The sequence below is a fragment of the Streptomyces sp. NPDC001480 genome (genome assembly GCF_042894725.1).
Classification (GTDB): Bacteria; Actinomycetota; Actinomycetes; order Streptomycetales; family Streptomycetaceae; genus Streptomyces.
Window position 1 is genome coordinate 253,807 of the sequence record NZ_JBIAVX010000004.1, and the last position, 26,306, is coordinate 280,112.

Consider the following 26,306-nt stretch of genomic DNA (forward strand, 5'->3'; position numbering starts at 1 on the left):
CGAGAAGTGAAAATCACATTCCTGCTGACCACGGCCGATGCCGTCGGCGGCACCGAACGGGCCGTGTTCAACCAGGCGTCCGAACTCGCCGCCCGGCACGACGTCCGCGTCCTCAGCGTCTTCAAGAGCAAGCCCGAGCAGTTCTTCCAGCCGGACGAACGGGTACGGGTCGACTACCTGGTCGACCTCACCGGGGACACGCCCCGGCCGCTGCGGCCCAGCACCGTGGACGACACGGTGTGGTCCGCCCTGGCCGCCCTGCCCAGCGACATCGTCGACCGGTCCTGGGAGCCCGTCTTCAGCCGGCTCAGCGACGGCGAACTCGAATACGCCCTCCAGCAGACCGACACCGACGTGCTGATCACCACGACGCCCGCGCTGATGGCGCTGGCGGTCCGGCTCACCCCCGCCCGGGTGATCACCGTGCACCAGGAGCACCGGGTCTCCGAGCTGCGCGGCCCGACCGGTGAACCGCTGCTGCGGTACGCCGCCCGGCTGGACGCGCTGGCCGTGCTGAGCGAGCGGACCCGCGAGTGGTTCGCCGAGACCCTCGGCGCGACCGCTCCCCGCCTGGAGGTGGTACCCAACGCCCTGCCCAGTGGATTCCGGCCCCGGTCGACCCTTCAGACCCGCACCGTCGTCATCGCCGGCCGGCTCGTCGCGGAGAAGCAGATCGACCACGCCCTCACCGCCTGGGCGAAGGTGGCTGCGCTGCACCCCGACTGGCAGCTGCGCATCTTCGGGGACGGGCCGCTCAGCGGCGCCCTGCGCCGGCAGATGGACATGCTCGGCCTGCACGACTGCGTGCAGCTCAACAGCAACTCGCGCTATCTGACGGAGGAGTGGGCCAAGGCCAGCATCGCCCTGCTCACCTCGCGCACCGAGGCGTTCGGGCTGGTGCTCGCGGAGGCGCAGGCGGCGGGCGTCCCGGTCGTCTCCTACGACGCGCCCAACGGCCCGCGGGAAGTGGTGATCGACGGCCACACCGGCCTCCTGGTCCCCGCCGGCGACACCGACGCGCTGGCCTCCGCGCTCGTATCGCTGATCGAGGACTCCGAGCTGCGCCACCGGATGGGCGCGGCGGCCCTCGCCTCCGCGAGCAGGTTCTCGCCCGCCGTGGTCACCTCCCACTGGGAGCGGCTCTTCCACGAGCTCGTGGCGGAGCGGGAGAGCGGGCGGCGCGACCTGGCGAAGGCGGAACGCCAGGCGGTCCACGTCTACCTCAGCGGCCCGGACGGCGCCCTGCCGAAAGCCGCGCCCGCACCCCCCGGATCGGTCCGCAACGGCGGCCAGCGCGCGCTGGAGCAGCGCCTGCTGGAGCGACGGGGCCTGGTGCACGACGGCGGCCAGGTGTGCCGGCAGCTGGAGTGGGAGTCCCCGTGGGACGTGGTCCAGGCGAACCTCGCACTGGCCGCGAACGCCCTTGAAGGCGCGGGCATCCCGTACATGGTCGTACGCGACCGCATGGTGCGGCACACGGTCGCCGTGCACGCGGACCACCGCGAGGCCGTCTTCAAGACGCTCGCCGACCGCTACGCGGACGAGCCCGTCTACGCCTCCGTGCTCAGCGAGGGCCAGAAGACCATCGCGACCGGCCTCGTGGCCCTGCTGGGCGACTACTCCGGCACCCCCTGCTCGGGCATCCGCGTGTACCAGAGCCTCGTCTCCCCGTCCCGCACGCTGCGCCTCGGCGCGGTCTACGGCTGCACGATCACCTTCTGGGAGGACGAGCCGGAGGACGAGGGCCACCTCAAGTCCCCCACCCGGACCCTGATCGGCGACCGCGTCCCGCACAGCGCCATGCGGCGCAGCACGACGACCCTGGGAGGCCGTCGCTACCCCACCCTCGTGTCCTTCAACCAGACGATCGTCGGCGACGTCGACTTCCCCGTGGACGCCGTCTACACCTGGGTGAACGGCGCCGACATCGACTGGCTGGAGCGGAAGAACGCCGTCCTGGCCGCCAAGGGCATGGACACCCAGGACTCGGCCACCAGCGCCGCCCGCTTCCGCGACCGCGACGAACTGCGCTACTCCCTGCGGTCCATCGACATGTACGCCCCGTGGATCCGGAACATCTACATCGTCACCGACCGGCAGACCCCGCACTGGCTGGACGTCTCCCACCCCCGGGTGCGCGTCGTCGACCACACCGAGATCTTCGGCGACCGCGGAGCGCTGCCCACGTACAACTCGCACGCCATCGAGAGCCAGTTGCACTACATCGACGGGCTGGCCGAGCACTTCCTCTACTTCAACGACGACATGATCCTCGGGCGGACCGTGCAGCCCGGCATGTTCTTCCTGGGCAACGGGCAGGCCAAACACTTCCTGTCGCCCACGGCCGTGCCGATGTCCCCGATCTCGCAAGAGGACGAGTTCAACATCACCGCGGCGAAGAACAACCGGGCCCTCATCGAGCGGTCCTTCGGACACACGCTGACACACGCGTTCCTGCATGCCCCGTACCCACTGCGCCGCAGCGTGCTCGCCGACATCGAGCGCGACTACGCCGAGGAGATGGCGGCCACGTCGCGCGCCCAGTTGCGCAGTCGCACCGACGTGTCGGTCGCCTCGTCACTGCACCACTACTACGGCTACTTCACCCAGCGCAGCGTGCCCGGCAGCATCTCCTGCGGCTTCGTCAACGTCGGGCTCGCCGAGCACGGTCCGCGGCTGAACCGGATTCTGACCGCACGCCCCCACGACGTGTTCTGCCTCAACGACTACCACGACGGTGACGTGTCGGAGGAGGAGCAGGACGCCATCCTCGCGGCCTTCCTGCCGAGCTACTTCCCGGTGGCGAGCCAGTTCGAGACGGGCTCCGTACGCAACCGGCGCGCTCACGCCGGCTATCTGCCGGGATGGCCGCTGTGACCCACTTCCACCGGGCCGAGGAACCCGACCGGACCGAAGAACCCGACCAGAGCGACGAAAGACGATCCACCGTGTCCAGCCCCGCCTCCGTCGTGCAGATCGTCGCCCACCCGGACGACGACCTGTACTTCATGAACCCCGCGACCTTCCAGGCGATCAAGGCGGGAACGCCCACCACGACGGTCTACCTGACCAGCGGAGACGCCGACGGCCGCAACCCCCGCCCCTGGCAGATCGCGCCCCCGGCCGAGGACCGGGAGGCCTACGCGAAGGCACGGCAGAACGGGATCAGGGCCGCGTACGGCGCGATGGCCCTCGGTGACCGCGCCGCGCCCTGGACCCCGTCCACCCTGTCCACGGCGGGCGGTGCCGTCGCCGAGGTCTACACCCTGACCGACGCGCCCTGGGTGAAGCTGGTCTTCCTCAACATCTGCCAGCACGGCACGCCCGACGGCGCGCCGCGCAGCCTGCACGTGCTCTGGCAGGAGGAGGTCGAACGGGTCCCCACGCTCGCGGTGAGCGGCGGCCTGGTGAACGAGCGGTACTGGTACACGCGCGCCGGACTGGTGGACACGCTGGTCCAGGTCCTCGACCTCGTCGGGCCGACCCTCGTACGCACCATGGACCCGGACCCGGACCGCCTGGTCCACGACGAACGGTTCCCGCAGCACCACGACTTCGGCGATCTGGCGGACCACTGCGACCACACCGCGACCGCTCTCTTCTCGTGGCTGGCGCTGGACCGCTACCAGGGCCCAGACGAGGGCCGCACCTTCGTGGTCGAGGCCTTCCGCGGCTACTCCAACGAGCGGTGGCCGCACATCCTCGGCCCACGGGCCATCTCGCTCAAGGAGTACTTCCTCAACGTCTACGGCGCGGCCGACGGGTACGACTGCGGGGACCCCGCCGGCAGCGGCGACTACGCGGTCGGCTGGAGCGCGCGCACCACGGGCTGGGTGCAGAGCACCACCCCGCGCCATCCGCACGGGGCCTGGCTGGGCCGTGACGCGCGCGGCCGCCTCACGGCGTTCGCCGTGGTCAACCAGCAGGCCGCGGTGTGGCTGGAGACCCAGCCCGGAAACGGCCAGTGGCGCGGACCGTTCTTCCTGGGCGGCGGCCCGCTCTCCCCGGGACTCTCGGCGAGCCTGACCCCGGACGGCCGCTGGCAGGTCTTCGCCCGGCGCATGTCGCACCTGGGGCCGGACCACTCCCAGCGGCGGGAGATCGTGGTGCTCGAACAGGCCGAGCGGGACGGCAGGTTCACCGGGTGGACCATCCTGGGCAACCCCTCGGCCGGCAACCCCGGGCGCGACCGGCATCTGGGCACGCCGGCCGTCGCCCGTGACGCGCTGGGCCGAGCGCACCTCTTCGTGCGCAACGGGGGGCAGGGTCTGCACACCCGGGTCCAGGAGACGGACGGTGTCTGGGGCGCGTGGACGGACCTGCGCGGCCACGAACTCCAGGAGGGCCTCGCGGCGGTGACCGCACCGAACGGCCGGGTGGAGGTCTTCGCCGCCAGCCGGGAGGGGGTCTTCCACTGGTCCCAGGCCTCGTACGACCGGCCACCGCGGCGCGGCCCCCGCTTCCGCCTCACGGTCCCCGCCTCACCCCCCGCGGCCGCCGTGCAGCCCAACGGCCGGGTCATGACGGTCTACCGGCAGCCCGAGACGGGACGGCTGCTCATGGCCCAGGAGGACGCGCCCGGCGGTCAGTGGAACAAGCCGGCCGTACCCATCGGCGGCCGCGGCGGCTTCGGCGCCATCGCCTGCGCCCCGGGACCCGACCCGGAGACCGGAACCCTGGTGGCCACCCTCAGCGACCCGGGCGGCATCGCCTACCGCTTCCTCCCCGGCGACCACCCCTGGCAGGAACTCCCCACCGACGACCTCGGCGGCCCCCCGGCCCACGCCCCCGCCGCGGCCTTCGACTCTCTCGGCCACGCCGTGATCGCGGTACTCGGCCCGGACGGCCGGCTGGCGATCGCCCGGCAGGCCGGCCGCGGGTCGGTCGGCTTCGGCCCCTGGCAGGTGGTGGGCTGAGAAGGGGGAGCCGGGGTGGAAGGGAAACCGCTGCCCTCGGGCGTCGCGACAGGTGTCGGTGCGCCATGATGACCATCGTGGACACCGAGACACTCATCGACGCCTGGCGGCGTCTGCTCACCGGCTCCGGAAAATCATGGGTGCTGTTCGAGCACGGCACCTGCGTGGTGCTCGAACACCCCAGCGGTGACCTCGCCGAGCAGGCCACCGGCATCCTCCGCGAGTTCGGCCCCGTACAGGTCGCCACCTCGGCCGGTGACTTCCGTGTGCTCGAACTCAACACCGGCGAGGGCTGGTTGGTGACGAGCCACCACCCGGACGTCGTCACCTTCGTCCCGCGGGACGACCCGGAGGACCCCTCGCACCTGGCCGTCGGCATGCTGGGCCGCTCCCGCCGCGACAGCGACGGCACGGAACTCCGGGTCGTCCATGTGGAGGCCGCTCCGCCCGCCTGAGGCGGGTGCCGCTGGGCCGAATCCAGCACGTCGACTCCTGAAGCGGTTGCCTTGAGAAGCGGTGGCGCACTCGGCGTGCGTGGTGGCTGTCATCATCTTGGAATGGCAGGCAGGCAGCTACCGGCAGGTTGGACTCTGGAAGAGATCCGTGAGGTCTCCGGCGACCGTCAGGCCACCCCTCTGGGTACCGACCGCGTCGTGACGGGCTGGCCGCCCCAAGGCGAGCGGCTCCACCCCGAGATCGTCCTGGGCTTCCGCGGACTCTGTCTGGTGAAAGCCGTCAACGACGACGACTGGTACATGGGCAGCCTGAACGACGACGGCAGCGTCACCTGCTGGAGCGTCTACGGCAACCTCTACGAAGCACTTCGCGGCCTGTAGCCCGACGACACCCGGCCCGTCTGGACGGCACACCCGTCTCAGTTTCCGTCTCATGCAGCCCGGTTCACCGGCGTGGCATCATCGCTGATGCTCACCGTGATCGTGCCGTCCGCTTCAGCCTGAGCGCGCCCAGCGGCGTGTGACCTCGCTGACCGCGGTGGCCGCACGGTCGGCGGGCGCCCCGTCGGTGCGCGCCTCGGGGGCGAACTCGACGTGCAGGAAAGGCACGTTCGCGGCGTCGGCGGCGCGGCCCTCCATGTTCTCCCGGCCCTCCAGCGGGCAGTCCCGCACCCAGGATCGGCACACGTGGAAGCCGTGGGTGCCCAGGGCGTCGGCCAGTCTGCGGCCGTCCGCGCGGCCCGCCGATCCGGCACCGGTGGAGGCGACCACGTCGTAGCCCGGGGCCGAGGAGGCGGCCATGCCGTGCAGCTGGGCCCCGGGCATCCCACGGCGGACCAGCTCGGCGCAGATGGCGTAGAAGACGGTGTCCCGGCGGTGCGCCACGTCCGCGGCATTCCCGCTCCCGGCTTTGCGATGTGCGCCTGCGAGCACCATGACACCGCCGGGCGAGTCGCGTAGGACCCGCACGCCCAGCTGCTCGGTGCCAAGGTCGGCGACCGGGTGCGGGACCTGGACCGACCAGCGTGCGGGGTGGTCCAGATCGACGTAGACCCGGCCCCAGCCGCGCGGTGCCACGGCGGCGTCGGTGCGGTCGGCCACTTCGGCGTAGCGGTGTCCGGAGACCCGGTCGAAGACCGTGCGTACCGTGAAGTCACGTTGGGAAAGCAAGTGTTCCGCTTGTTCCCGGTGGCCGTCCAGGAGCAGGCCGACGCCTTGGGTGATGGCGGTGCGGTCCGCCCGGCCGGGTTGCCGGTAGCCGTGGTCCGGGCCGAACCGGCTGGTGTAGTCCGCCACCTCGCGCGCCAGGTCGACCTGCTGGGCGCCCGTGCCGGGGCGGGGGCCGGCATCCCCGCCGCCGTCGCGGGTGGCGTGCAGCACGGCGGTCAGCGCACCGGCGAGACCAGCGATGACCAGCAGAATTGTTGCGATCGTTATGCTTCGCGAGCGAGTGGCTCTCATGGTTGTATCAAGATATACCGGTGAAAATATGCCGTAGCCGCACCCTGCTGGCCCTGCTGAGCCCGCTCCTCCTCGTCGCCGCCGTCACCGGCTGCGGCATCGTCTCGGACGACGGAGACGACGCGGCCGACCAGGGCGGCGGACGTTCCTTCACCGTCGCGGCGGCCGGGGACATCCTGATGCACCCCGAACTGGTCGACCAGTCCCGCAAGGACGCCAAGCGCACGGGCAAGGGTGTGGACGGGCTGGACTTCGGGCCGATGATGGCCGGGGTCAAGCCGCTGATCAGCAAGGCCGACCTGGCGATCTGCCACCAGGAGCCGGTGATGGGCACCGCGGAGGGTCCGTTCGAGGGCTTCCCGGACTTCGAGGTGCCGCCGCAGACGGCGAACACGATCAAGGACCTCGGCTACGACACCTGCTCCACCGCCTCCAACCACACGCTCGACCACGGGTACGCGGGCGTGAAGCGAACCCTGGACGCGCTGGACGCCGCCGGCGTGAAGCACACGGGCTCCTTCCGTACCAAGAAGGAATCGCTCACTCCGCTGATCATGAACGTCAAGGGCGTGAAGGTCGCGCAGATTTCGTTCGCGTACGGCTTCAACGAGCCGCACACGGTGCCGAAGGGCAAGCCCTGGGTCGCAGGCCAGCAGAGTCTCGCCGGGATCAAGGCCGCCGAGCAGCGCGCCCGCAAGGCCGGCGCCGAGGTGGTGATCCTCTCCATCCACTGGGGTCACGAGCACCAGCCGGCCCCCACCGCCGCGCAGATCTCCTTCGCCCGGCAGCTCGCCCGGCACACCGGCATCAACCTCGTCATCGGCCACCACGCGCACGTCGTGCAACCGATGGAGAAGGTCGACGGCCTCTGGGTCGCGTACGGCATGGGCAACCAGATCGCCCGGCACGCGCAGCCGACGGGTCTGACCGAGGAGGGCGTGATCGGTTGGTTCAAGTTCACCGAGCGAGGCAAGGGCCACTGGGACGTCCAGCCGAGCTTCGAGCCGACGATGCTGCAGATCCCGCCGGACGCGGTGAACGCCACGGACGGCGGCAAGGCGACCTACACCGACGACGACGCCCGGGACTACCGCCTGCTGGACGTGCCGGCCGCGCTTCGCGACGACGACGGCCTCACGGACCGGCAGAAGTCACGGCTGCGGCTCGCTTTCGAACGCACCGAGGGCACTCTCTACAACCGCGGCGCGGCCGAGGACGGTCTGAAGCCGCTGACCCCGCTGCCGTGACGGGCGGCGGCTGTCGGCCGGTGGCCGCCAGCGGCGTGACGTGCGTACTTCCCCATTCTTGATCATATAGGCACAGATGTTGTGCAGCTCACATAAGTAAGAGTGCAACTTAGTAAGGCTCTTACCCGTCTGAGTGCTGCGGGTGCACCTGAGAGACAGCTGTGCCTGAAACGCGCACGTACATCCGAAATATCGTCACTGCTTCCGTGCGGACCGACCGCCGCACGCCCCGAGAGGACCCTCCCTTGGCGTCACCGCCCCCGTCGCGGCAGCACCGAGCCCGCCGACGAGCCGACATGTCGCTGATCGGAGGCATCCGCCCGCCGATCGCGGTTCTCTCGGTGCTGCTGCTGTCGCTCGCCGGCATCACGGCACTCGTGCTGGGCCGGGTCGACAACGCCGGGGTGCCGAAGGCGGTGCTGATCTCGCAGCAGCACTTCGCGGAGGACGGCGCCATCGCGCTGCGCGCCTCCATCGACGAGTCCGTCACCGACCTCACCCGGTCCGCCGCGCTGTTCAGCGCCGGCCAGCCGGTCACCGGCGACGCCGTCCTCGACAAGCTCGGCAGCACCTACCAGAAGTGGACGGGTACCGCGGTCGTCGAGATCCGCACCGGCAAGCTGGTCGCGGCTCGCGGTGAGACCGTGCCGCTGACCTCGGTGAACACCTCCACCCTCGGCGACGAGGGCGGCCTCGCGCCGCGCATGGTCCGGCTGAAGAACGGGGAGACGCGGCTGCTGTCCCTCGCGCTGCTGTCCTGGCCGGGCAAACCGCAGCTGCTGCTCGTGGCGTCCAGCAATCTGACGTTCCCCGGCATCAGCATCGGCCAGTTCCGGTCCATCGCCGTGGCCGACCGGGACGGCACGATCCTCAGCAGCGACGGCATCCCCGAGCCCGAGCAGGTGCGCACCAGCACCGATCGCGAGGAGATCAAGCTCTCCCGCAAGCAGCTGGAGGCCTTCGCCGGGCTCGCCGCCCGCAAGGCCCGGCAGGACCCGCGCAGCAGCAAGGAACCCGGGATGGGCGGCTACCAGGGCGTCAGCGGGAGCGCCGTCGGCGGCCGGGTGCTCAGCGACCGGTCCGTCGCCGGATACGCCACGCTGGCCTCGCCCTCCCCGGGGGAGACCACCACCGCCTCCGGGCTCGGCCTGTCCGTGGTGGCCATGGTCAAGGTGCAAGAGGACCCCGCCCGCGCCCACTCCCCGGTGTTCGGCCTGCTGGCGGGCGCCGCGCTCCTCGTCGTCGGCTCCATCGCCGTGGCCGTGCTCCTCGGCACCGTGCAGCGCCCGCTGATCCGGCTGTTCCTGGAGTCCCGCCGGCTCACCCGCGGCGACCTGACCCGGCCCGTCACCGTCCCCGGCTACGGCGAGGCGCACCGCGTCGGCCACGCCCTGGAACGGCTGCGCCGCCAGCTGCTCGGCGAGAGCGCCGAAGACACCGGCCCGGCCGCGCGCCCGCGCGGACTGCGCAAGGTGGGCACCCGCGCCCTGCTTCTCGTGTGCGCGGTACTGCTGCTGGCCTGGTCGGTGCCGCTGATGCTGCTGATCAACCGCGCCGACGGCACCGCCGTCGTACCGCAGCAGCTCGTCAGCGACCAGCGCGAACGCACCGACACGCTCAGCGACCGGGTACGCCGCGCGCTCAACGAGGGCAGCGCGGACCTGGACTCGGTCGGCTCCCTCATCGGCAACCGCACCGAACCCGAGGCCATGGAGAAGGTGCTGCAACGCACCCTCGACGAGAACCAGCGCTACCGCTCCCTCTACGTTGTCGACTCCTCCGGCGAGATCCTGGCCCGCGAGGGCAAGGAACCCAAGGTGATCCGCTCCCACCGGGTCTCCGACACCGCGATCCGGCTGCTGGGCCGCGGCGGCAAGCAGCCCGTCGTCGTCGCCAACGCCGAGATCCCCGGACGCGACGGCGCCCAGCTCGTCGGGGAGTTCCGCGTCGAGTTCTTCAACGCGCTGCTGACCCGGCCGGGTATGGGCGTGGTCCGCCTCGTCGACGACCACGGCAAGGTCGTCGCGGGCAACACCGGCTTCCTCGCCTTCCAGTCGCTGCCCGACGACCACCTGAAGGACCTGGTCGCCGCCAGCGCCCAGCGGCTGGGCAAGAAGGCCCGCGCGAACGGGGTGCTCTACCGCGAGAACGGCGTACGGATCGCCGCCGCCGCCCCGTTCGCCGGCAGCGGCCCCGCCGAGGCCCTCGGCTGGAGCGTGGTCAGCTGGCAGCCCGCCAGCCGGCTCGCCATCCCCGAGTACGACGCCCAGAACCGCACCGTGCTCGCCGGACTGCTCGGCACCGCCGCGGCCGTCGCCTGCCTGGGCTGGCTGCACATCGTCGTGGCCCGGCCGCTGCGCTCGCTGGCCGGCCGTTCCGAGGCGCTGGCCGGCGGCGACCGCAAGACCGTGCTGTTCCCGCAGCACCACGACGAGGTCGGCGCCGTCACCCGCTCCCTGGAACTCATCCGGCAGCAGCTGCACGACCAGCGCCGGCAGGCGCCCCGCCGCATCCCGCCCCAGGCCTCCGCGCCGCAGCAGTACACAAGGAACTGATCACTCGTGCTCTTCCTCTACACCGTGCTGCTGGTGGGCTGCGCGTTCATGGTCGTCGCGGGCGTCGTCGAGCAACGCCGGCACTTCACCAACCTGGACCACATACCCACCCGGGTCCTGATCAACGGCATTCGCGGCAAGTCGTCCATCACCCGGCTGTGCGCGGGCGCGCTGCGCGGCGGTGGCCTGACCACCGTAGCCAAGACGACCGGCACCGCGGCCCGGTTCATCCACCCGGACGCCACCGAGGAGCCCGTCTACCGCAAGTTCGGCATAGCCAACGTCGTCGAACAGATCGGCATCGTGCGGCGCGCCGCCGCGTACCAGCCGGACGCGCTCGTCATCGAGTGCATGGCCGTCATGCCGGCCCTGCAGGAGATCAACCAGTCCAAGCTGATCCGCTCCACGATCGGCGTGCTGTGCAACGTGCGCGAGGACCACCTCGCCGAGATGGGCCCCACCCTGGACGACGTGGCGCGGTCGCTGTGCCGCTCGATGCCCGAGGACGGCATCTGCGTCACCGCGGAGAAGGAGCGCTTCCACATCCTCCAGGAGGAGGCCGACGCCCGGAACTGCCGACTCGTCTACGCCGACCCGGAGACGGTCACCGACGAGGAACTGCGCGGCTTCAGCTGGTTCACCTTCAAGGAGAACGTCGCCATCGCGCTGACGGTGGCCGAACTCCTCGGCGTCGACCGGGCGACGGCTCTGAAGGGCATGTACGAGGCTCCGCCGGACCCGGGTGTCCTCTCCGTCGAGCGCTACCTGACGCCCGAGGGGAAGAAGCTGCGTTTCGCCAACGTCTTCGCGGCCAACGACCCCGAGTCGACGCTGATGAACATCAACCAGCTGCTCGACCTCGGCGCCATCCACCGCCCGCTCAACGTGGTCATCAACTGCCGCCCCGACCGCGTCGAACGCAACGGTCAGATGGGCGAGATCATCCCCGACCTCGACCCCGAGCACGTCTTCGTCATCGGCCACCCGGCCAAGTCCGCCATCGACGCCATCCCGACCGAGTTCCGCTCGCGCGCCGTCGACCTCGGCGGCGACAAACGTGACCCGGCGGAGTTCATGGCCCGGATGCTGGAGACACTCCCCCCGGACTCCTCGCTGGTGGCGATCGGCAACATCCACGGTCAGGGCGAGATCCTGCTGGAGCACCTGGCCGAACTCCCCCCGGACGAAAGCGCCGACGAGCCGGTGGCCGTGGCCCCGGCCGGCCGGGCCGGAGCGGAGTCCGCCGTGGTCGAGCACGTCGAGACCGTGCAGCTGTACGCGCCCCGCATCGACCCCTACCAGGGGTATTCGGAGGCGTACGAGTCGCGCTACGCGCAGCAGCCGTACGTTCAGCAACCCTATGTCCAGCAGCCGTACGTCCAGCAGCCCCCCGTGCACCAGGACACCGTGCACCAGGACGCCGCGAACATGTACGCGGAGCAGCAGCCCGCGGGCCAGGCGGGATACGACCGGCCGTACCCGGACGACGACTGGACGCAGACCCAGCAGTACCGCGGTCAGGCCCCGCAGCGCGGGCTGTTCGAGCCCCGCATTCCTCCCCAGCCCTCCGCCGACGACAGCCAGCAGTGGCACAGCCCAGGAGAACAGCGTTGATCCCCTCCGTCCTCACCCCCGAGATCGCCGCGATCGGCATCGGCCTGGGCCTGATGTTCTCCCTGATGTGCTACCTGACGACCAACCTGTCGCCGGGCGGCATGATCACCCCGGGCTGGCTCGCGCTCACCCTCATCGAGGACCTCCAGCGGGCCGCCCTGGTGGTCGGCGTGACCGTGCTGACGTACCTCGTCACGCTGCTGATGCAGAAGTTCGTGATCCTGTACGGCAAGCGGCTGTTCGCGGCCGTCGTGCTCAGCGGTGTGCTCATCCAGGCCACCGTGATCATCGTGCTGCAGATGGAGTTCCCGCTGCTGTACGCCAACCAGACGCTCGGGTTCATCGTCCCGGGCCTGATCGGCTACCAGCTGGTCCGCCAGCCCAAGGGCGCGACGCTGCTGTCCGTCGGATCGGTCACCCTCGCCACCTATGTGGTGCTGACCGCCGGCATCCTGCTGGGCGCTCTGCCGTCCGCCTGAGCCCGCACGTTACCGACGTAATCCTGGAGCCCTCACCATGCCGAAAAGCAAAGGCCGGCCCGTCCTCCACACGGTGACGGTGCTGTCGCTGCTCGCGGGCAGCGCGTACTTCACCTACGAACTGCGCAAGGACGAACAGGCGAAGGTCCCGGCCGCCCAGACGGTCACCGACAACGCCCTGCAGAACTCCGGCAAGGCGACCGGCAAGCAGACCTGGGAGCGGCTGAACGACCCGGCGCGTTCGGTACTGCGCGACGGCAAGGGCGCGGTCATCGCCACCTTCACCGACGGCGCCCGCACGGCCACGCTCAAGGGCCCTTCGCGGACCTTCGGCGAACCGGCCAACACCAGCACCAAGGTGGTCACCGACGACTGGGTCCGCCTCATGCCGGAGCCCTGGGTCAAGGGCGCCCAGAACCAGCAGTGGTTCAAGGACTGGTTCAAGAAGTACTCGGGCAGTCAGGAGGACGACATCTTCGCGATCGCCTTCCAGTACGTGCAGGGCGTGCCGGTGAAGAAGGACTCCGCGGGCGTGCCGTACGCCGGTGACGCGGTGTTCGGCCCGTACAAGGCGGACGGCGTGGACCGTCTGGAGCAGAACGACTTCTACGACTACCTCGGCATCTCGTACACCTTCCGCAACGGCACCACGATGTATCCGCGCAAGGAGCGCTACCGCGCGCTGGACTGCTCCGGCTTCATGCGGATGGTGTGGGGCTACCGCGCCCGCTACCCGCTGATGGCCACGAACACCTCGGGCGACGGCCTGCCCCGCTCGGCCGACGGTATGGCCCGCTCCAAGGCCGGCGTGGACATCATCAAGCTCCAGGGTCCCTCGCCCTGGTACACCCGGCCGAAGAACACGGACATGCTCCAGCCGGGCGACCTGCTGTTCTTCAAGATGGACCACCGCACCGGCAACCACATCGACCACGTGGCCCTCTACCTGGGGCTGGACACCGAGGGCCACAAGGTCTTCATCTCCAGCCGCAAGGAGCAGAACGGCCCCACGATGGGGGACACGGGCGGCGTCTCCCGCATCGACGGCAACGGCTTCTACGCCCAGCTGTTCCGCAGCGCCAAGCGCCTCTGACCAGGCGACACGCCGATGCCCGGCACACCAGTCGGTGTGCCGGGCATCGGGTTTGCGCGGAGGCGGTCAGGCCGGAACGCTCGCCACGCCCGTCGCCAGGAACTTCTTGCCGTTCACGCGCTCCGAGACGCCCTCGCGGTCCAGGTACGGCGTGATGCCGCCCAGGTGGAAGGGCCAGCCGGCGCCGGTGATGAGGCAGAGGTCGATGTCCTGGGCCTCGGCGACGACACCCTCGTCGAGCATGAGGCCGATCTCCTGGGCCACGGCGTCGAGGACGCGGGCGCGGACCTGCTCCTCGGTCAGGACGGTGTCGCCCTGCTTGAGCAGCGCGGCGACCTCCGGGTCCAGCTCGGGCTTGCCGCTGTCGTAGACGTAGAAGCCGCGCTTGCCGGCCTTGACGACGGCGGCGAGGTTCGCGGAGACCGTGAAGCGGTCCGGGAAGGCCCGGTTGAGGGTCTCCGAGACGTGCAGGCCGATCGCCGGGCCGACCAGCTCGAGGAGGACGAGGGGAGACATCGGCAGGCCGAGGGGCTCCACCGCCTTCTCCGCGATCTCGACCGGCGTGCCCTCGTCGATGACGTTCTGGATCTCGCCCATGAAGCGGGTCAGGATGCGGTTCACGACGAACGCCGGGGCGTCCTTGACCAGTACCGCGGTCTTCTTCAGCTTCTTGGCCACCGCGAAGGCGGTCGCGAGCGAGGCGTCGTCCGTCTTCTCGCCGCGGACGATCTCCAGGAGCGGGAGGACGGCCACCGGGTTGAAGAAGTGGAAGCCGACGACCCGCTCGGGGTGCTTCAGCTTCGACGCCATCTCCGTCACGGAGAGGGAGGAGGTGTTGGTGGCGAAGATCGCGTGCGCCGGGGCCACCGCCTCGACCTCCGCGAACACCTGCTGCTTGACGCCGATCTCCTCGAAGACCGCCTCAATGATGAAGTCGGCGTCGGCGAAGCCCTCGGCCTTGTCCAGGACACCGGTGACCAGGGCCTTGAGGCGGTTGGCCTTGTCCTGGTTGACGCGGCCCTTGCCGAGCAGCTTGTCGATCTCGGCGTGGACGTAGCCCACACCCTTGTCGACGCGCTCCTGGTCGATGTCCGTGAGGACGACCGGGACCTCCAGGCGGCGCAGGAACAGCAGGGCGAGCTGCGAGGCCATCAGGCCCGCGCCGACCACGCCGACCTTCGTCACCGGGCGGGCCAGGTTCTTGTCCGGGGCGCCCGCCGGGCGCTTGCCGCGCTTCTGCACGAGGTTGAACGCGTAGATGCCCGCGCGCAGTTCGCCGCCCATGATGAGGTCGGCCAGCGCGACGTCCTCGGCGTCGAAGCCCTGCTGGAGGTCGCCGTTCTTGGCGGCGGCGATGATGTCGAGGGCGCGGTAGGCGGCCGGGGCCGCGCCGTGCACCTTGGAGTCCGCGATGAAGCGGCCCTTGGCGACGGCCTGGTCCCAGGCCTCACCGCGGTCGATCGCCGGGCGCTCGACGACGATCTCGCCCTTGAGGACGGTCGCCGTCCAGATGAGGGACTGCTCGAGGAAGTCGGCGCCCTCGAAGATCGCGTCCGCGATGCCCAGCTCGTAGACCTGCTTGCCCTTGAGCTGCTTGTTCTGGTTGAGGCTGTTCTCGATGATGACCGAGACGGCCTTCTCGGCGCCGATCAGGTTCGGCAGCAGCGCGCAGCCGCCCCAGCCGGGGACCAGGCCGAGGAAGACCTCGGGGAGGGAGAAGGCGGGGAGGGCCGCGGACACCGTGCGGTAGGTGCAGTGCAGGCCGACCTCGACGCCGCCGCCCATCGCCGCGCCGTTGTAGTAGGCGAAGGTGGGGACCGCGAGGCCCGACAGGCGCTTGAAGACCTCGTGGCCGCCCTTGCCGATGGCCAGCGCGTCCTTGTGCTCCTTCAGCAGCTCGACGCCCTTGAGGTCGGCGCCGACGGCGAAGATGAACGGCTTGCCGGTGATGCCGACGCCGACGATCTCGCCGTCCGCGGCCTCCTTCTCCACCTGGTCGATCGCGGTGCCCAGGTTCGCGAGCGAGGCCGGGCCGAAGGTGGTCGGCTTGGTGTGGTCGAAGCCGTTGTCCAGCGTGATGAGGGCGAAGCGCCCGGCGCCCAGGGGGAGGTCGAAGTGGCGTACGTGCGCCTGCGTGACGACCTCGTCCGGGAACAGCTCGGCCGCGCCCTTCAGGAGTTCAGCGGTGGTGCTCACTTGTCGCCTCCGTCGAAGTGCGGGTTCTCCCAGATGACCGTCGCGCCCATGCCGAAGCCGACGCACATGGTGGTCAGGCCGTAGCGGACGTGCGGCTGCTCCTCGAACTGGCGGGCCAGCTGCGTCATCAGGCGGACGCCGGAGGAGGCCAGCGGGTGGCCGTAGGCGATGGCGCCGCCGTACTGGTTGACGCGCGAGTCGTCGTCGGCGATGCCGTAGTGGTCGAGGAGGGCCAGGACCTGGACGGCGAAGGCCTCGTTGATCTCGAACAGACCGATGTCGGAGATCGACAGGCCCGCCTTGGCGAGGGCCTTCTCCGTGGCGGGGATCGGGCCGTAGCCCATGACCTCCGGCTCCACGCCCGCGAAGGCGTAGGAGACCAGGCGCATCTTGACCGGCAGGCCGTTCTCGCGGGCGAAGTCCTCGGACGCGATGATCGAGGCGGTGGCGCCGTCGTTCAGGCCGGCCGCGTTGCCGGCGGTGACCCGGCCGTGGACGCGGAACGGGGTCTTGAGACCGGAGAGGTTCTCCAGGGTCGTGCCCGGGCGCATCGGCTCGTCGGCGGTGACCAGGCCCCAGCCCGTCTCGCCGCCCTCCGGGTTGGTGCGGCGCACCGAGATCGGCACCAGGTCGGCCTGGATCTTGCCGTTGGCGTACGCCTTGGCGGCCTTCTCCTGGGAGCGCACGGCGTACTCGTCGGCGCGCAGCTTGGTGATCTGCGGGTACCGGTCGTGCAGGTTCTCCGCGGTCATGCCCATGAACAGGGCGGACTCGTCGACCAGCTTCTCCGACACGAAGCGCGGGTTGGGGTCGACGCCCTCGCCCATCGGGTGGCGGCCCATGTGCTCGACACCACCGGCGATGACGGCGTCGTACGCGCCGAACGCGATCGAACCGGCCGTGGTGGTCACGGCGGTCAGGGCGCCGGCGCACATGCGGTCGATGGAGTAGCCGGGGACCGACTGGGGCAGACCGGCGAGGATGCCGGCCGTGCGGCCCAGGGTCAGGCCCTGGTCGCCGATCTGGGTGGTCGCGGCGATCGCGACCTCGTCGATCTTCTTCGGGTCGAGCCCGGGGTTGCGGCGCAGCAGCTCCCGGATCGCCTTCACGACGAGGTCGTCGGCGCGGGTCTCGTGGTAGATGCCCTTCGGGCCCGCCTTGCCGAACGGGGTGCGGACGCCGTCTACGAAGACGACGTCCCTGACGGTACGAGGCACGATGGCTCTCCTCCAGGGTGCGGGATGGCACTGCTGCGTTGCGCTGAGCGCGCGCTCAGGACCCATGCTACTTATGGGTAACGTAGCTGCCCAGTCCTGCCGGGGGGAGCGGTGAACGTCACACCGGCGGCGCGGTGCCCAAGAGGGCCCGCGGCGGTGCCGTCGACCCCCTCGGCGTCAGCACGGGTGTGGGGACCGGATGCGACTCCGGGCCCTCGCCTGTGATCACCCCGAACAGCGTACGGGCCGCCTCCGCGCCGAAGCCGTGCACGTCATGGCTCATCGCGGAGAGGGTGGGGTGGGTCAGCCGGCACAGCTGGGAGTCGTCCCAGGCCAGCAGGGACACGTCGGCGGGTACCTTCAGGCCCATCTCGGCGGCCACCGAAAGACCGGCCACCGCCATGATGTCGTTGTCGTAGACGATCGCGGTCGGCCGGTCCGGCGGCGCGGCGGTCAGCAGGGAGCGGGTCGCCCGGGCACCGGCCTCGCCCGAGTAGTCGGTGGTGACCTGCCAGGCACCGGCGAGGTCCAGGGACCGGGCCGCCTCGTCGAAGGCGGCCGTGCGCATCGTCGTGTGCCCGAGGGCCGCCGCGCCGCCGACCCGGGCGATCCGCCGGTGCCCGAGCGCGGCCAGATAGCGCACGGCCTCCGTGACGGCGGTGGCGTCGTCCGTCCACACGGAGGTGAGCCCCCCGGTCAGCGACGGGTGCCCGACCGCCACCACCGGCAGGCCGAGCCGCTGGGCCACCGCCGGTCTGGGGTCGTCCGCCCCGAAGTCCACCAGGATCGACCCGCCGATCTGCCGTCCCTTCCACCAGGACTCCAGCAGTCCGGCCTCCTCCCGTACGTTCCGCACGAGCCTCAGCAGCAGCGAGCAGGACCGCTCGGTCAGCACGCTCTCCACGCCCGAGATGAACTCCATGTAGAAGGGCTCGAGGCCCAGCATCTGCGCCGGCCGGCAGATCGCCAGCCCCACCACGTCCACCCGGGCCCCGGCGAGCGACCGGGCGGTGAGGTTCGGCGCCCAGCCCAGTTCCCGGGCGGCCGCGAAGATGCGGTCCCGGGTCGCCTCCGACAGCCCCGGCTTGTGGTTGAAGGCCAGGGACACCGCGCCCTTGGACACCCCGGCGCGCGCGGCGACGTCCTTGATGGTGACGCGGGGGGTCGGCGTCGCTGTCATCAGGCGGGCTCCACGCAGTACAGGGCGGCCCGGGCGACGGCCGCGTCAGGAGTCTTCCAGCCCCGCACGCCGATCGTGACCCGTTCCCCGGGAAGCAGCGTGACCAGCCCGCGGTCCGCCCGCGCTCCCGGGTCCAGCCGGTCGGCCTGGAGCAGCAGGTCCCGTACGAGGGTACGGGCCGTCACCGTCACCTCGCCCGGCGCCACGGACACCTCGAACTCCGGTTGGGGGTACGGGATTTCGCGGTCGGGTGCCGGGAAGTGCAGGGCCCGCAGCCCGGCCGCGTCGGCGACGAGGAACTCCTTGGGGCCGGCCGGCCTGAGCTCCCTCGGCACCCCGATCTCCGCCACCGCCCGCGCCCCGGCCGTCAGCGCCATGCTCGCCCCGCCGACCACCACGCCGTCGACGGTCATCCGGCGCAGCGTCACCGCCCCCGTCCACTCCTCGGCGGCCTGGTTGACGGCGGCCAGCACCAGCCCGTCCGCCCTCGGCCGCAGCGTCAGCAGCCGGTCGGCGTACAGCCTCCGCAGCTCGTGGTAGAGCGGCTTCTCCCGCCCGTCGCCGTCGACGGCCGCCCAGGAGGTCACCGGCCAGCAGTCGTTGAGCTGCCAGACCACCGTGCCCGCGCACACCGGCCAGTGCGACCGCCAGTGCTCGATCCCGGCGGCCACCGCACGCGCCTGGTTGACCTGGGTGAGGTAGTGCCAGCGGTCGAAGTCCCCCTCGGGCACACGGAAGTGCCGGGCCAGCCCCCGCGCCAGTTTCCCGTTGCCGTCGTCCGCCTTCTGGTGGTGCAGCACGCCGGGGGAGTCCGGAGCGAGGTCCTCACCGGGCAGCGCGCGTCGCAGCGTCGCGTACGCGGGCGGTGCCTGCCAGCCGAACTCGGCCACGAACCGCGGCACGCTCAGCCCGTAGTCCGCGTAGTCCTCCCGGTTCCACACCTCCCACGAGTGGTGCGTGCCGTGGGCCGGGTCGTTCGGGTGGTGCGCCCAGGACCCCGACCACGGGCTGCCCGCCGTGTACGGCCGCGTCGGATCCAGCTCCGCCACCACGCGCGGCAGCAGCCCCAGGTAGTACCCCTCGCCCCAGGAGTCCCCGGCCAGCCGCCGCTCCCAGCCCCAGTCCCGGAAGCCCCACAGGTTCTCGTTGTTGCCGTTCCACAGCAGCAGCGAGGGGTGCGGCATCAGCCGTACGACGTTCTCCCGGGCCTCCGCCTCCACCTCCCCGCGCAGCGGCTGCTCCTCCGGATAGGCCGCGCAGGCGAACGGGAAGTCCTGCCAGACCATGAGGCCCAGCTCGTCGCAGGCGTCGTAGAAGTCCTCGCTCTCGTAGATCCCGCCGCCCCACACCCGCACCAGGTCCACGCCCGCCGCGGCGGCCTGCCCGAGCCGCTCCCGGTAGCGCTCGCGGGTGACGCGGGAGGGGAGGGCGTCGTCCGGGATCCAGTTCACGCCGCGTGCGAACAGCCGCTCCCCGTTGACGACGAGGGTGAAGCCGGTGCCGTGGGCGTCGGGCCGGCGGTCCAGCCCGACCGTGCGGAAGCCGATCCGGCGGTGCCAGGCGTCGAGCACCTCGTCATTGTGCGTCAGCGTCAACTCCAGGTCGTACAGCGGCTGTTCCCCGTACCCCCGAGGCCACCACAGCCGCGCCCCCGGCACCCGGAGCCGTACGACCCCGCTCGCCCCGTCGACCTCGGCGCGCTCCGTCCGTCCGTCCACGCGGGCCTGAACGGCGAGCCGTGCCTCCACCCGGGTGCGCTCGACGTCCACCCGCAACTCGACGACGCCCGTGCCCTGTTCGACGGTCACCAGGGGCCGCACCCGGCTGATCCGCGCGGTCGACCAGCGCTCCAGCCGGACCGGCCGCCAGATGCCCGCCGTGACCAGGGTGGGCCCCCAGTCCCAGCCGAAGGAGCAGGCCATCTTGCGGATGTACTGGTACGGCTCGGCATAGGCGGCGGGCCGCTCGCCCAGCCGCTCGCGGACGGCCTCGGCCTCGGTGTGGGCGGAGGCGAAACGCACCACCAGCAAACCCGCCGCCCCCGTGACGTCGAAGCGGTAGGAGCGGTGCATGTTCCTTATTCGACCGAGGAGTTGTCCGGCGAGGGTGATCTCGGCGGCGGTGTCGAGGCCGTCGAAGACGAGATCGGTCTGCTCGTGCGCGGACGCCTCCCGCAGCTCCCTCTCGTACGTCCACTCCCGCCGCCCGACCCAGGCCACCTCCACCTCGTTCCGCCCGAGGAACGGGTCCGGGATCACCCCTGCCGCGAGCAGATCGGAGTGCACGCACCCCGGCACCCGGGCCGGCAGCGCCTCCCCTCCGTGCCGCAGGATCCAGCCCTCGGTGAGCGGTGTGGCCTCCAGCATGCGCACTCCCTAAACCGGTCTACACGCGGGATTGGACGTACTTCTGCATCCTTGGCGGGATTGGGACTTTACCGGTTGAGGAAAGCGCTGTCAGAGTGCCGAATCAGCCAACTCGCACGTGCTCTTCCGTCCCGAGAACGGAGTTGACGCACATGAACCGCCGTACGCACCGAAGCCCCATCCTCGCCGCGGCCGCGGGAGCCGCCCTGCTGCTCGCGGGCTGCACCGGCACGGGAGGCTCGACCAAGGGCGCCGACGCCAAGGCGCCCGACGACCCGTCGAAGGTGAGCGGGACCATCACGGTCCTCACCCAGCGGACCGACCTCGTGCAGGACGGCACGATGAAGAAGTACGCCGCCGAGTTCAACAGGACGTATCCGAAGGTGAACGTCAAGTTCCAGGCCCTCACCGACTACGAGTCCGAAGTCAAGATCCGTATGAACACGGAGAACTACGGCGACGTCCTGATGATCCCCGGGGTGATCAAGAAGAGCGACTACCCGAAGTTCTTCGCCTCGCTCGGCACCCGGGCGGAGCGTGCCAAGAAGTACCGGTTCACCGACTTCACCACCGTCGACGGCAAGGTCTACGGCCAGAGCCCGATCGGCGTGACCCCCGGCTTCGTCTACAACAAGCGGATCTGGAAGGAGGCCGGCGTCACCCGGTGGCCCACCACCCCGGCCGAGTTCCTCGACGACCTGAAGGCCATCAAGTCGAAGACCGGCGCGACCCCGTACTACACCAACTTCGCCGCCCAATGGCCGCTGACCTCCTGGACGTTCGTCAACGGCTCGGTGCACTGCGACACCGGGGCGACCACCAAGATCGCCGAGGGCAACCCCTGGGCCGAGGGCGCCGACCTGCGCGTCGGCGACCAGCTCCTGTACGACATCGTGCACGACGGGCTCGCCGAGAAGGACCCGACCACCACCAACTGGGAGGCCTCCAAAGCCCAGTTGGCCAAGGGAAAGATCGCCACGCAGTGGCTCGGCACCTGGGCGGTCATCCAGTTCCAGGACGCGGCCCGCAAAGCCCGGGTGAACCCCGACGACATCGGCTTCATGCCCTTCCCCGCCCAGGTGGGCGGCAAGTTCTGCGCGGTCGTCGGCCCCGACTACAACCAGGCCGTCAACGTGCACTCCGCGCACAAGGAGGCGGCCCGCGCCTGGATCGACTGGTTCACCGACAAGTCCGGCTACGACAAGGACAACCTGGCCATCTCCCCGCTGAAGGACGCGCCCCTGCCCACCGTCCTGAAGCCGTACGAGGACGCGGGCGTGAAGCTGATCGAACTGGACGACTCCGCGGGCGCCAAGGTCAAGCTGATCGACGACCAGTCCGAGGTCGGCATCAACAAACCCGACTACCGCCAGGACCTGGTCGACCTCGCCCGCGGCGCGAAGAGCGGCAACCTCGACGACTTCCTGGACGGCCTCGCCAAGAAGTGGACCGACGCACAGAAGACCGTGGGGTCGGGGTCCTGATGACGGACACCACGCGGAAGGCGGCCCACCGGGAGACCACCGCCGCGGCCGGCCCGGCCCCCGCCCCGGAACCCGCACCGCGCCGGGTACGGCTCACACGGGTGGCGACCCCCTGGCTGTTCCTGCTCGCCCCGCTCGGCCTCCTGATCACCTTCACCTACGCGCCGATCGCCAACATGGTCGCGTACAGCTTCACCGACTGGGACGGCGTCAGTCCCGAACTGCACTACACGGGCACCGGGAACTACACCGAACTCTTCACCCGCCCGGACCTCTTCGAGGTCTTCTTCGTCAGCGGCTACTACCTGGCCGCCTCCGCCGTGCAGATCGTCGCCGCCCTCTACTTCGCGACCGTCCTGAGCTTCGACGTCCGCTTCCGGAACTTCTTCAAGGGCGTGCTCTTCTTCCCGTACCTGATCAACGGGGTGGCCATCGGCTTCGTGTTCCTCTACTTCTTCCAGGACGGCGGCACCCTGGACTCGGTGCTGCGCCTGTTCGGCGTGCACTCCCACCACGCCTGGCTGGGCACGCCCGTCTCGGCGAACCTCTCCCTCGCGGGCGTCTCCGTCTGGCGCTACCTCGGCCTGAACTTCGTCCTCTTCCTCGGCGCGATCCAGTCCGTCCCGGGGGAGCTGTACGAGGCGGCCGAGCTGGACGGCGCGAACCGCTGGCAGCAGTTCCGCCACATCATCGCGCCCGGCATCAAGCCGGTGGTGACCCTGACCGTGATCCTCTCGGTGTCCGGCTCGCTGTCCGCCTTCGACATCCCGTACATCATGACCGGCGGCGCGACCGGCACCGAGACCTTCGTGATCCAGACCGTGAAGCTGGCCTTCCAGTTCAACAAGACCGGGCTCGCCTCGGCGGCCGCGGTCGTCCTGCTGCTGATCGTGCTGGCGGTGACCTGGCTGCAACGGCGACTCGTGCCCGACGACAAGGTGGACCTCGTATGACACGCCGTATCGTCGCCCGCACCCTGGTGTACCTGTCGCTGATCACCGCGACGGTGGTCGTCCTGCTCCCGCTGGGCGCCGTCCTCCTGACGTCCCTGAAGACCCCGGACGAGATGGCGGACGACAGCGGCGCCCTCACCGCACCCCACGACCCGCTCAACGTCCACAACTACGTGACCGCGTTCCAGGACGGCCGGATGCTCCAGGCCTTCGGCAACACGGCCTTCATCCTGCTCTTCGCCATCGGCGGCACCGTCCTGATCGGCTCGATGACGGCGTACGCCATCGACCGCTTCACCTTCCGCTTCAAGAAGGCGGTGGTGGCGCTGTTCCTGCTGGCCGCGCTGGTCCCCGGCGTGACCACCCAGGTGGCCACCTTCCAGATCGTCAACAGCTTCGGCCTCTTCGACACCCGCTGGGCCCCGATCCTGCTCTACATGGGCACGGACATCGTGTCGATCTACGTCTTCCTGCAGTTCGTGCGGTCGATCCCGGTCTCCCTCGACGAGGCCGCCCGCCTGGACGGCGCCAACGCCTTCACGATCTACCGCAAGATCATCTTCCCGCTGCTGAAACCCGCGACGGCGACCGTGGTGATCGTGAAGGGGATCACCGTCTACAACGACTTCTACATCCCCTTCCTCTACATGCCGTCCCAGGATCTTGGCGTGATCTCGACGTCCCTCTTCCGCTTCCGCGGCCCCTTCGGCGCCCACTGGGAGACGATCTCGGCCGGAGCGGTCCTGGTGATCCTGCCGACCCTGATCGTCTTCCTGTGCCTGCAAGGGTTCATCTACAACGGCTTCATGAAAGGGGCGACACGCTGACGCGCCCTGAAGGGGCGCGGGGAACTGCGCGAGCAACCACGAATAACCCGCAGCCACCGCACAACAGCCCCGCCAACGGCGACTAGCTCCCCGCCGAAGCCAGCGCAGCGACAAGCACCGGCGTCACCAGCTCCACCTGCCAAGCCCGCGCCCCGTACCCGGCCAGCGCGGCTCCCACGGACTCCTCGTCCACACTCTTCGGCGGCTCCCAGCAGAGCCGCCGTACCGTGTCGGGCGTGATCAGGTTCTCCTGAGGCATGTTGAGCCGTTCGGCCAGCGAGGAGACGCCCGCCCGAGCCGCCGAGAGGCGCGCCGCGGCGGACGGGTCCTTGTCCGCCCAGGCCCGAGGCGGCGGCGGCCCCGCGACCGGCTGCCCCGGCTGCGGCAGCTGCGCCTCGGTGAGCGCCTTGGCGCGGTCCACCGCGGCCTGCCACTGCTCCAGCTGCCGCCGCCCCATCCGGTGACCGAAACCGTTCAGCCCGGCCAGGGCGTGCACATTGGCCGGCACGGAGAGCGCCGCCTCCACGATGGCGGAGTCGCTGAGCACCTTGCCCGGCGAGACGTCCCGCCGCTGGGCGATGCGGTCCCGTGTCTGCCACAGCTCGCGCACGACGGCGAGCTGCCGGCGCCGCCGCACCTTGTGCATGCCCGACGTACGGCGCCAGGGGTCCTTGCGCGGCTCGGCGGGCGGCGCCGACGCGATGGCGTCGAACTCCTGCCGGGCCCACTCCAGCTTGCCCTGCCGGTCGAGCTCCTTCTCCAGCGAGTCGCGCAGGTCGACGAGCAGCTCGACGTCCAGCGCGGCGTACCTCAGCCACGGCTCGGGCAGCGGCCGGGTCGACCAGTCGACGGCGGAGTGGCCCTTCTCCAGTACGAAGCCCAGGACGCCCTCGACCATCGCGCCGAGGCCGACCCGCGGGAACCCGGCGAGCCGGCCGGCCAGCTCGGTGTCGAACAGGCGGCTGGGGACCATGCCTATCTCACGCAGGCAGGGCAGGTCCTGGGTGGCCGCGTGGAGCACCCACTCGGTGCCGGACAGCGCCTCACCGAGGCCCGACAGGTCGGGGCAGGCGACGGGGTCGATCAGCGCGGTCCCGGCCCCCTCGCGGCGCAGCTGCACCAGGTAGGCGCGCTGTCCGTACCGGTAGCCGGAGGCGCGCTCGGCGTCGACGGCGACGGGGCCGCGGCCCGCGGCGAAGGCGACGACCACCTCGGCGAGCGCGGCCTCGTCGGCGATCACCGGGGGAATGCCCTCGCGGGGCTCGAGCAAGGGGACCGGCGCCGCCGTCTCGGAAGATCCGCCGTCATCCGGAGGGGTTCCTCCGGTGGTGCGCAGTGGCATGTCTGCTGCGGTCTCTTGGGCGTCGGTCACCTGTCAAGGGTATCTGTGTGTGGACAGAGCCCGTCGACGGAACGTTCCGTCGACGGGCGTCGGAGGGTCGTAAACCAGTCAGGAATCGGTCAGGCGGGTGAAATGCCTGGTTCACATGGGCGAACCGTTATGAGGTCAGTGGATGACGGTCAGTGGATGATCCCGGTGCGCAGGGCCACCGCCACCATTCCGGCCCGGTCGCCGGTGCCGAGCTTGCGGGCGATGCGGGCGAGGTGGCTCTTGACGGTGAGGGCGGACAGGCCCATCGAGACGCCGATCGCCTTGTTGGACTGGCCCTCGGCGACCAGGCGCAGCACCTCGACCTCGCGGCCGGACAGCTCACGGTAGCCGCCCGGGTGGCTCGGGGCACCCGGGGGGCGGCGGTGCATACGGGAGGCGGCGCCGATGGGGGCGGCGCCCGGTCGGGCGGGGAGCCCGATGTTGGTCCGGGTGCCGGTGACGACGTAGCCCTTGACCCCGCCGGCCAGGGCGTTGCGTACGGCGCCGATGTCGTCGGCGGCGGACAGCGCCAGGCCGTTGGGCCAGCCCGCGGCGCGGGTCTCGGACAGCAGGGTCAGGCCGGAGCCGTCGGGAAGGTGGACGTCGGCGACGCAGATGTCGCGGGGGTTGCCGATGCGGGGACGAGCCTCCGCGATGGACGAGGCCTCGATGACGTCGCGCACACCGAGCGCCCACAGGTGGCGGGTGACGGTGGAGCGGACGCGCGGGTCGGCCACGACCACCATGGCGGTCGGCTTGTTCGGGCGGTAGGCGACCAGGCTTGCGGGCTGCTCGAGGAGAACGGACACCAGGCCTCCTGGGGTGCGGGGACGGGGCCGGCTCCTGGGGATGAAGCCGGGACGAACCGTGATTTCAAGGTCACAGTCGTCT

At 70.7% G+C, this 26,306-nt stretch carries 19 protein-coding genes; 12 read left to right on the top strand and 7 right to left on the bottom strand.

From position 1 onward, the window contains the following. Positions 1-6 precede the first annotated feature (6 nt). From ACFY01_RS11455 to ACFY01_RS11470, 4 genes are all read left to right on the top strand, one after another. A complete protein-coding gene (locus ACFY01_RS11455) occupies positions 7-2,877 on the top strand; it encodes a stealth conserved region 3 domain-containing protein (protein ID WP_390735469.1) in 2,871 nt (956 codons plus the stop codon). Beyond that, a complete protein-coding gene (locus ACFY01_RS11460; RefSeq protein WP_390735470.1) occupies positions 2,865-4,916 on the top strand; it encodes a PIG-L family deacetylase in 2,052 nt (683 codons plus the stop codon). Before ACFY01_RS11455 ends, ACFY01_RS11460 begins: the two co-directional genes overlap by 13 nt. A 65-nt stretch (positions 4,917-4,981) precedes the next feature. After that, the gene (locus ACFY01_RS11465; RefSeq protein WP_390735471.1) at positions 4,982-5,371 is read left to right on the top strand and encodes a hypothetical protein; all 390 of its coding nucleotides are present in this window, start codon (positions 4,982-4,984) and stop codon (positions 5,369-5,371) included. A 102-nt stretch (positions 5,372-5,473) separates the two neighbouring features. Continuing rightward, complete coding sequence (locus tag ACFY01_RS11470; protein ID WP_390735472.1) at positions 5,474-5,752, top strand: hypothetical protein; 279 nt, start codon at positions 5,474-5,476, stop codon at positions 5,750-5,752. Positions 5,753-5,866: 114 nt separating this feature from the next. Here the strand turns inward: ACFY01_RS11470 and ACFY01_RS11475 are convergent, their stop codons facing one another. Then, positions 5,867-6,832 (bottom strand): hypothetical protein, encoded by a 966-nt coding sequence (locus ACFY01_RS11475; RefSeq protein ID WP_390735473.1) that lies wholly within the window; start codon positions 6,830-6,832, stop codon positions 5,867-5,869. 20 nt (positions 6,833-6,852) lie between these two features. On the opposite strand from ACFY01_RS11475, the gene ACFY01_RS11480 reads away from it, so the two are divergent. The 5 genes from ACFY01_RS11480 to ACFY01_RS11500 all read left to right on the top strand — a co-directional run bounded on the left by ACFY01_RS11480 (position 6,853) and on the right by ACFY01_RS11500 (position 13,820). Next, the gene (locus tag ACFY01_RS11480; RefSeq protein ID WP_390735474.1) at positions 6,853-8,079 is read left to right on the top strand and encodes a CapA family protein; all 1,227 of its coding nucleotides are present in this window, start codon (positions 6,853-6,855) and stop codon (positions 8,077-8,079) included. A gap of 296 nt (positions 8,080-8,375) precedes the next feature. Further along, on the top strand, positions 8,376-10,634 hold the full coding sequence (locus ACFY01_RS11485) for a HAMP domain-containing protein (protein WP_390735475.1): 2,259 nt from the start codon (positions 8,376-8,378) through the stop codon (positions 10,632-10,634). Between the two features lie 6 nt (positions 10,635-10,640). Continuing rightward, positions 10,641-12,248, top strand: a complete 1,608-nt coding sequence (pgsB, locus tag ACFY01_RS11490) for a poly-gamma-glutamate synthase PgsB (RefSeq protein WP_390735476.1) — start codon at positions 10,641-10,643, stop codon at positions 12,246-12,248. Next, positions 12,245-12,727, top strand: a complete 483-nt coding sequence (locus ACFY01_RS11495; protein ID WP_361440002.1) for a poly-gamma-glutamate biosynthesis protein PgsC/CapC — start codon at positions 12,245-12,247, stop codon at positions 12,725-12,727. The genes pgsB and ACFY01_RS11495 overlap by 4 nt, the downstream gene beginning before the upstream one ends. A 37-nt stretch (positions 12,728-12,764) precedes the next feature. Then, positions 12,765-13,820 carry an NlpC/P60 family protein gene (locus tag ACFY01_RS11500; protein ID WP_390735477.1) on the top strand — a complete coding sequence of 352 codons (1,056 nt, stop codon included), beginning with the start codon at positions 12,765-12,767 and terminating at the stop codon, positions 13,818-13,820. A gap of 66 nt (positions 13,821-13,886) precedes the next feature. Here ACFY01_RS11500 and ACFY01_RS11505 read toward each other — a convergent pair whose 3' ends face one another. The 4 genes from ACFY01_RS11505 to ACFY01_RS11520 form a co-directional block, all read right to left on the bottom strand. Further along, positions 13,887-16,016, bottom strand: a complete 2,130-nt coding sequence (locus tag ACFY01_RS11505; protein ID WP_390735478.1) for a 3-hydroxyacyl-CoA dehydrogenase NAD-binding domain-containing protein — start codon at positions 16,014-16,016, stop codon at positions 13,887-13,889. After that, a complete protein-coding gene (locus ACFY01_RS11510; protein ID WP_390735479.1) occupies positions 16,013-17,233 on the bottom strand; it encodes a thiolase family protein in 1,221 nt (406 codons plus the stop codon). The genes ACFY01_RS11505 and ACFY01_RS11510 overlap by 4 nt, the downstream gene beginning before the upstream one ends. 118 nt (positions 17,234-17,351) lie before the next feature. Next, complete coding sequence (locus ACFY01_RS11515) at positions 17,352-18,413, bottom strand: LacI family DNA-binding transcriptional regulator (protein WP_390735480.1); 1,062 nt, start codon at positions 18,411-18,413, stop codon at positions 17,352-17,354. Continuing rightward, positions 18,413-20,779 carry a glycoside hydrolase family 2 protein gene (locus ACFY01_RS11520; protein WP_390735481.1) on the bottom strand — a complete coding sequence of 789 codons (2,367 nt, stop codon included), beginning with the start codon at positions 20,777-20,779 and terminating at the stop codon, positions 18,413-18,415. The genes ACFY01_RS11515 and ACFY01_RS11520 overlap by 1 nt, the downstream gene beginning before the upstream one ends. Positions 20,780-20,931: 152 nt before the next feature. Between ACFY01_RS11520 and ACFY01_RS11525 the strand changes: the two genes are divergently transcribed. Genes ACFY01_RS11525 through ACFY01_RS11535 form a run of 3 tightly spaced genes read left to right on the top strand, consistent with a single transcriptional unit; the run spans position 20,932 to position 24,043 of the window. Then, positions 20,932-22,263 (top strand): extracellular solute-binding protein, encoded by a 1,332-nt coding sequence (locus tag ACFY01_RS11525; RefSeq protein ID WP_390735482.1) that lies wholly within the window; start codon positions 20,932-20,934, stop codon positions 22,261-22,263. Beyond that, positions 22,263-23,216: a carbohydrate ABC transporter permease gene (locus ACFY01_RS11530; protein ID WP_390735483.1), complete on the top strand. Its 954-nt coding sequence runs from the start codon at positions 22,263-22,265 to the stop codon at positions 23,214-23,216. Before ACFY01_RS11525 ends, ACFY01_RS11530 begins: the two co-directional genes overlap by 1 nt. Further along, positions 23,213-24,043: a carbohydrate ABC transporter permease gene (locus ACFY01_RS11535; RefSeq protein ID WP_390735484.1), complete on the top strand. Its 831-nt coding sequence runs from the start codon at positions 23,213-23,215 to the stop codon at positions 24,041-24,043. The genes ACFY01_RS11530 and ACFY01_RS11535 overlap by 4 nt, the downstream gene beginning before the upstream one ends. Before the next feature lie 82 nt (positions 24,044-24,125). Here ACFY01_RS11535 and ACFY01_RS11540 read toward each other — a convergent pair whose 3' ends face one another. Then, positions 24,126-25,415 (bottom strand): ribonuclease D, encoded by a 1,290-nt coding sequence (locus tag ACFY01_RS11540; protein WP_390735485.1) that lies wholly within the window; start codon positions 25,413-25,415, stop codon positions 24,126-24,128. Between the two features lie 149 nt (positions 25,416-25,564). Further along, positions 25,565-26,224 carry a LuxR C-terminal-related transcriptional regulator gene (locus tag ACFY01_RS11545; RefSeq protein WP_390735486.1) on the bottom strand — a complete coding sequence of 220 codons (660 nt, stop codon included), beginning with the start codon at positions 26,222-26,224 and terminating at the stop codon, positions 25,565-25,567. Between the last annotated feature and the right edge of the window lie 82 nt (positions 26,225-26,306).

Bases quoted from the DNA above. Each gene is read 5' to 3' on its own strand.
- ACFY01_RS11515 (WP_390735480.1), bottom strand. From the start codon at position 18,413: ATGACAGCGACGCCGACCCCCCGCGTCACCATCAAGGACGTCGCCGCG.
- ACFY01_RS11465 (WP_390735471.1), top strand. From the start codon at position 4,982: ATGATGACCATCGTGGACACCGAGACACTCATCGACGCCTGGCGGCGT.
- ACFY01_RS11520 (WP_390735481.1), bottom strand. From the start codon at position 20,779: ATGCTGGAGGCCACACCGCTCACCGAGGGCTGGATCCTGCGGCACGGA.
- ACFY01_RS11485 (WP_390735475.1), top strand. From the start codon at position 8,376: ATGTCGCTGATCGGAGGCATCCGCCCGCCGATCGCGGTTCTCTCGGTG.
- ACFY01_RS11470 (WP_390735472.1), top strand. From the start codon at position 5,474: ATGGCAGGCAGGCAGCTACCGGCAGGTTGGACTCTGGAAGAGATCCGT.
- ACFY01_RS11475 (WP_390735473.1), bottom strand. From the start codon at position 6,832: ATGAGAGCCACTCGCTCGCGAAGCATAACGATCGCAACAATTCTGCTG.
- ACFY01_RS11525 (WP_390735482.1), top strand. From the start codon at position 20,932: ATGAACCGCCGTACGCACCGAAGCCCCATCCTCGCCGCGGCCGCGGGA.
- ACFY01_RS11530 (WP_390735483.1), top strand. From the start codon at position 22,263: ATGACGGACACCACGCGGAAGGCGGCCCACCGGGAGACCACCGCCGCG.
- ACFY01_RS11460 (WP_390735470.1), top strand. From the start codon at position 2,865: ATGGCCGCTGTGACCCACTTCCACCGGGCCGAGGAACCCGACCGGACC.
- ACFY01_RS11500 (WP_390735477.1), top strand. From the start codon at position 12,765: ATGCCGAAAAGCAAAGGCCGGCCCGTCCTCCACACGGTGACGGTGCTG.
- ACFY01_RS11535 (WP_390735484.1), top strand. From the start codon at position 23,213: ATGACACGCCGTATCGTCGCCCGCACCCTGGTGTACCTGTCGCTGATC.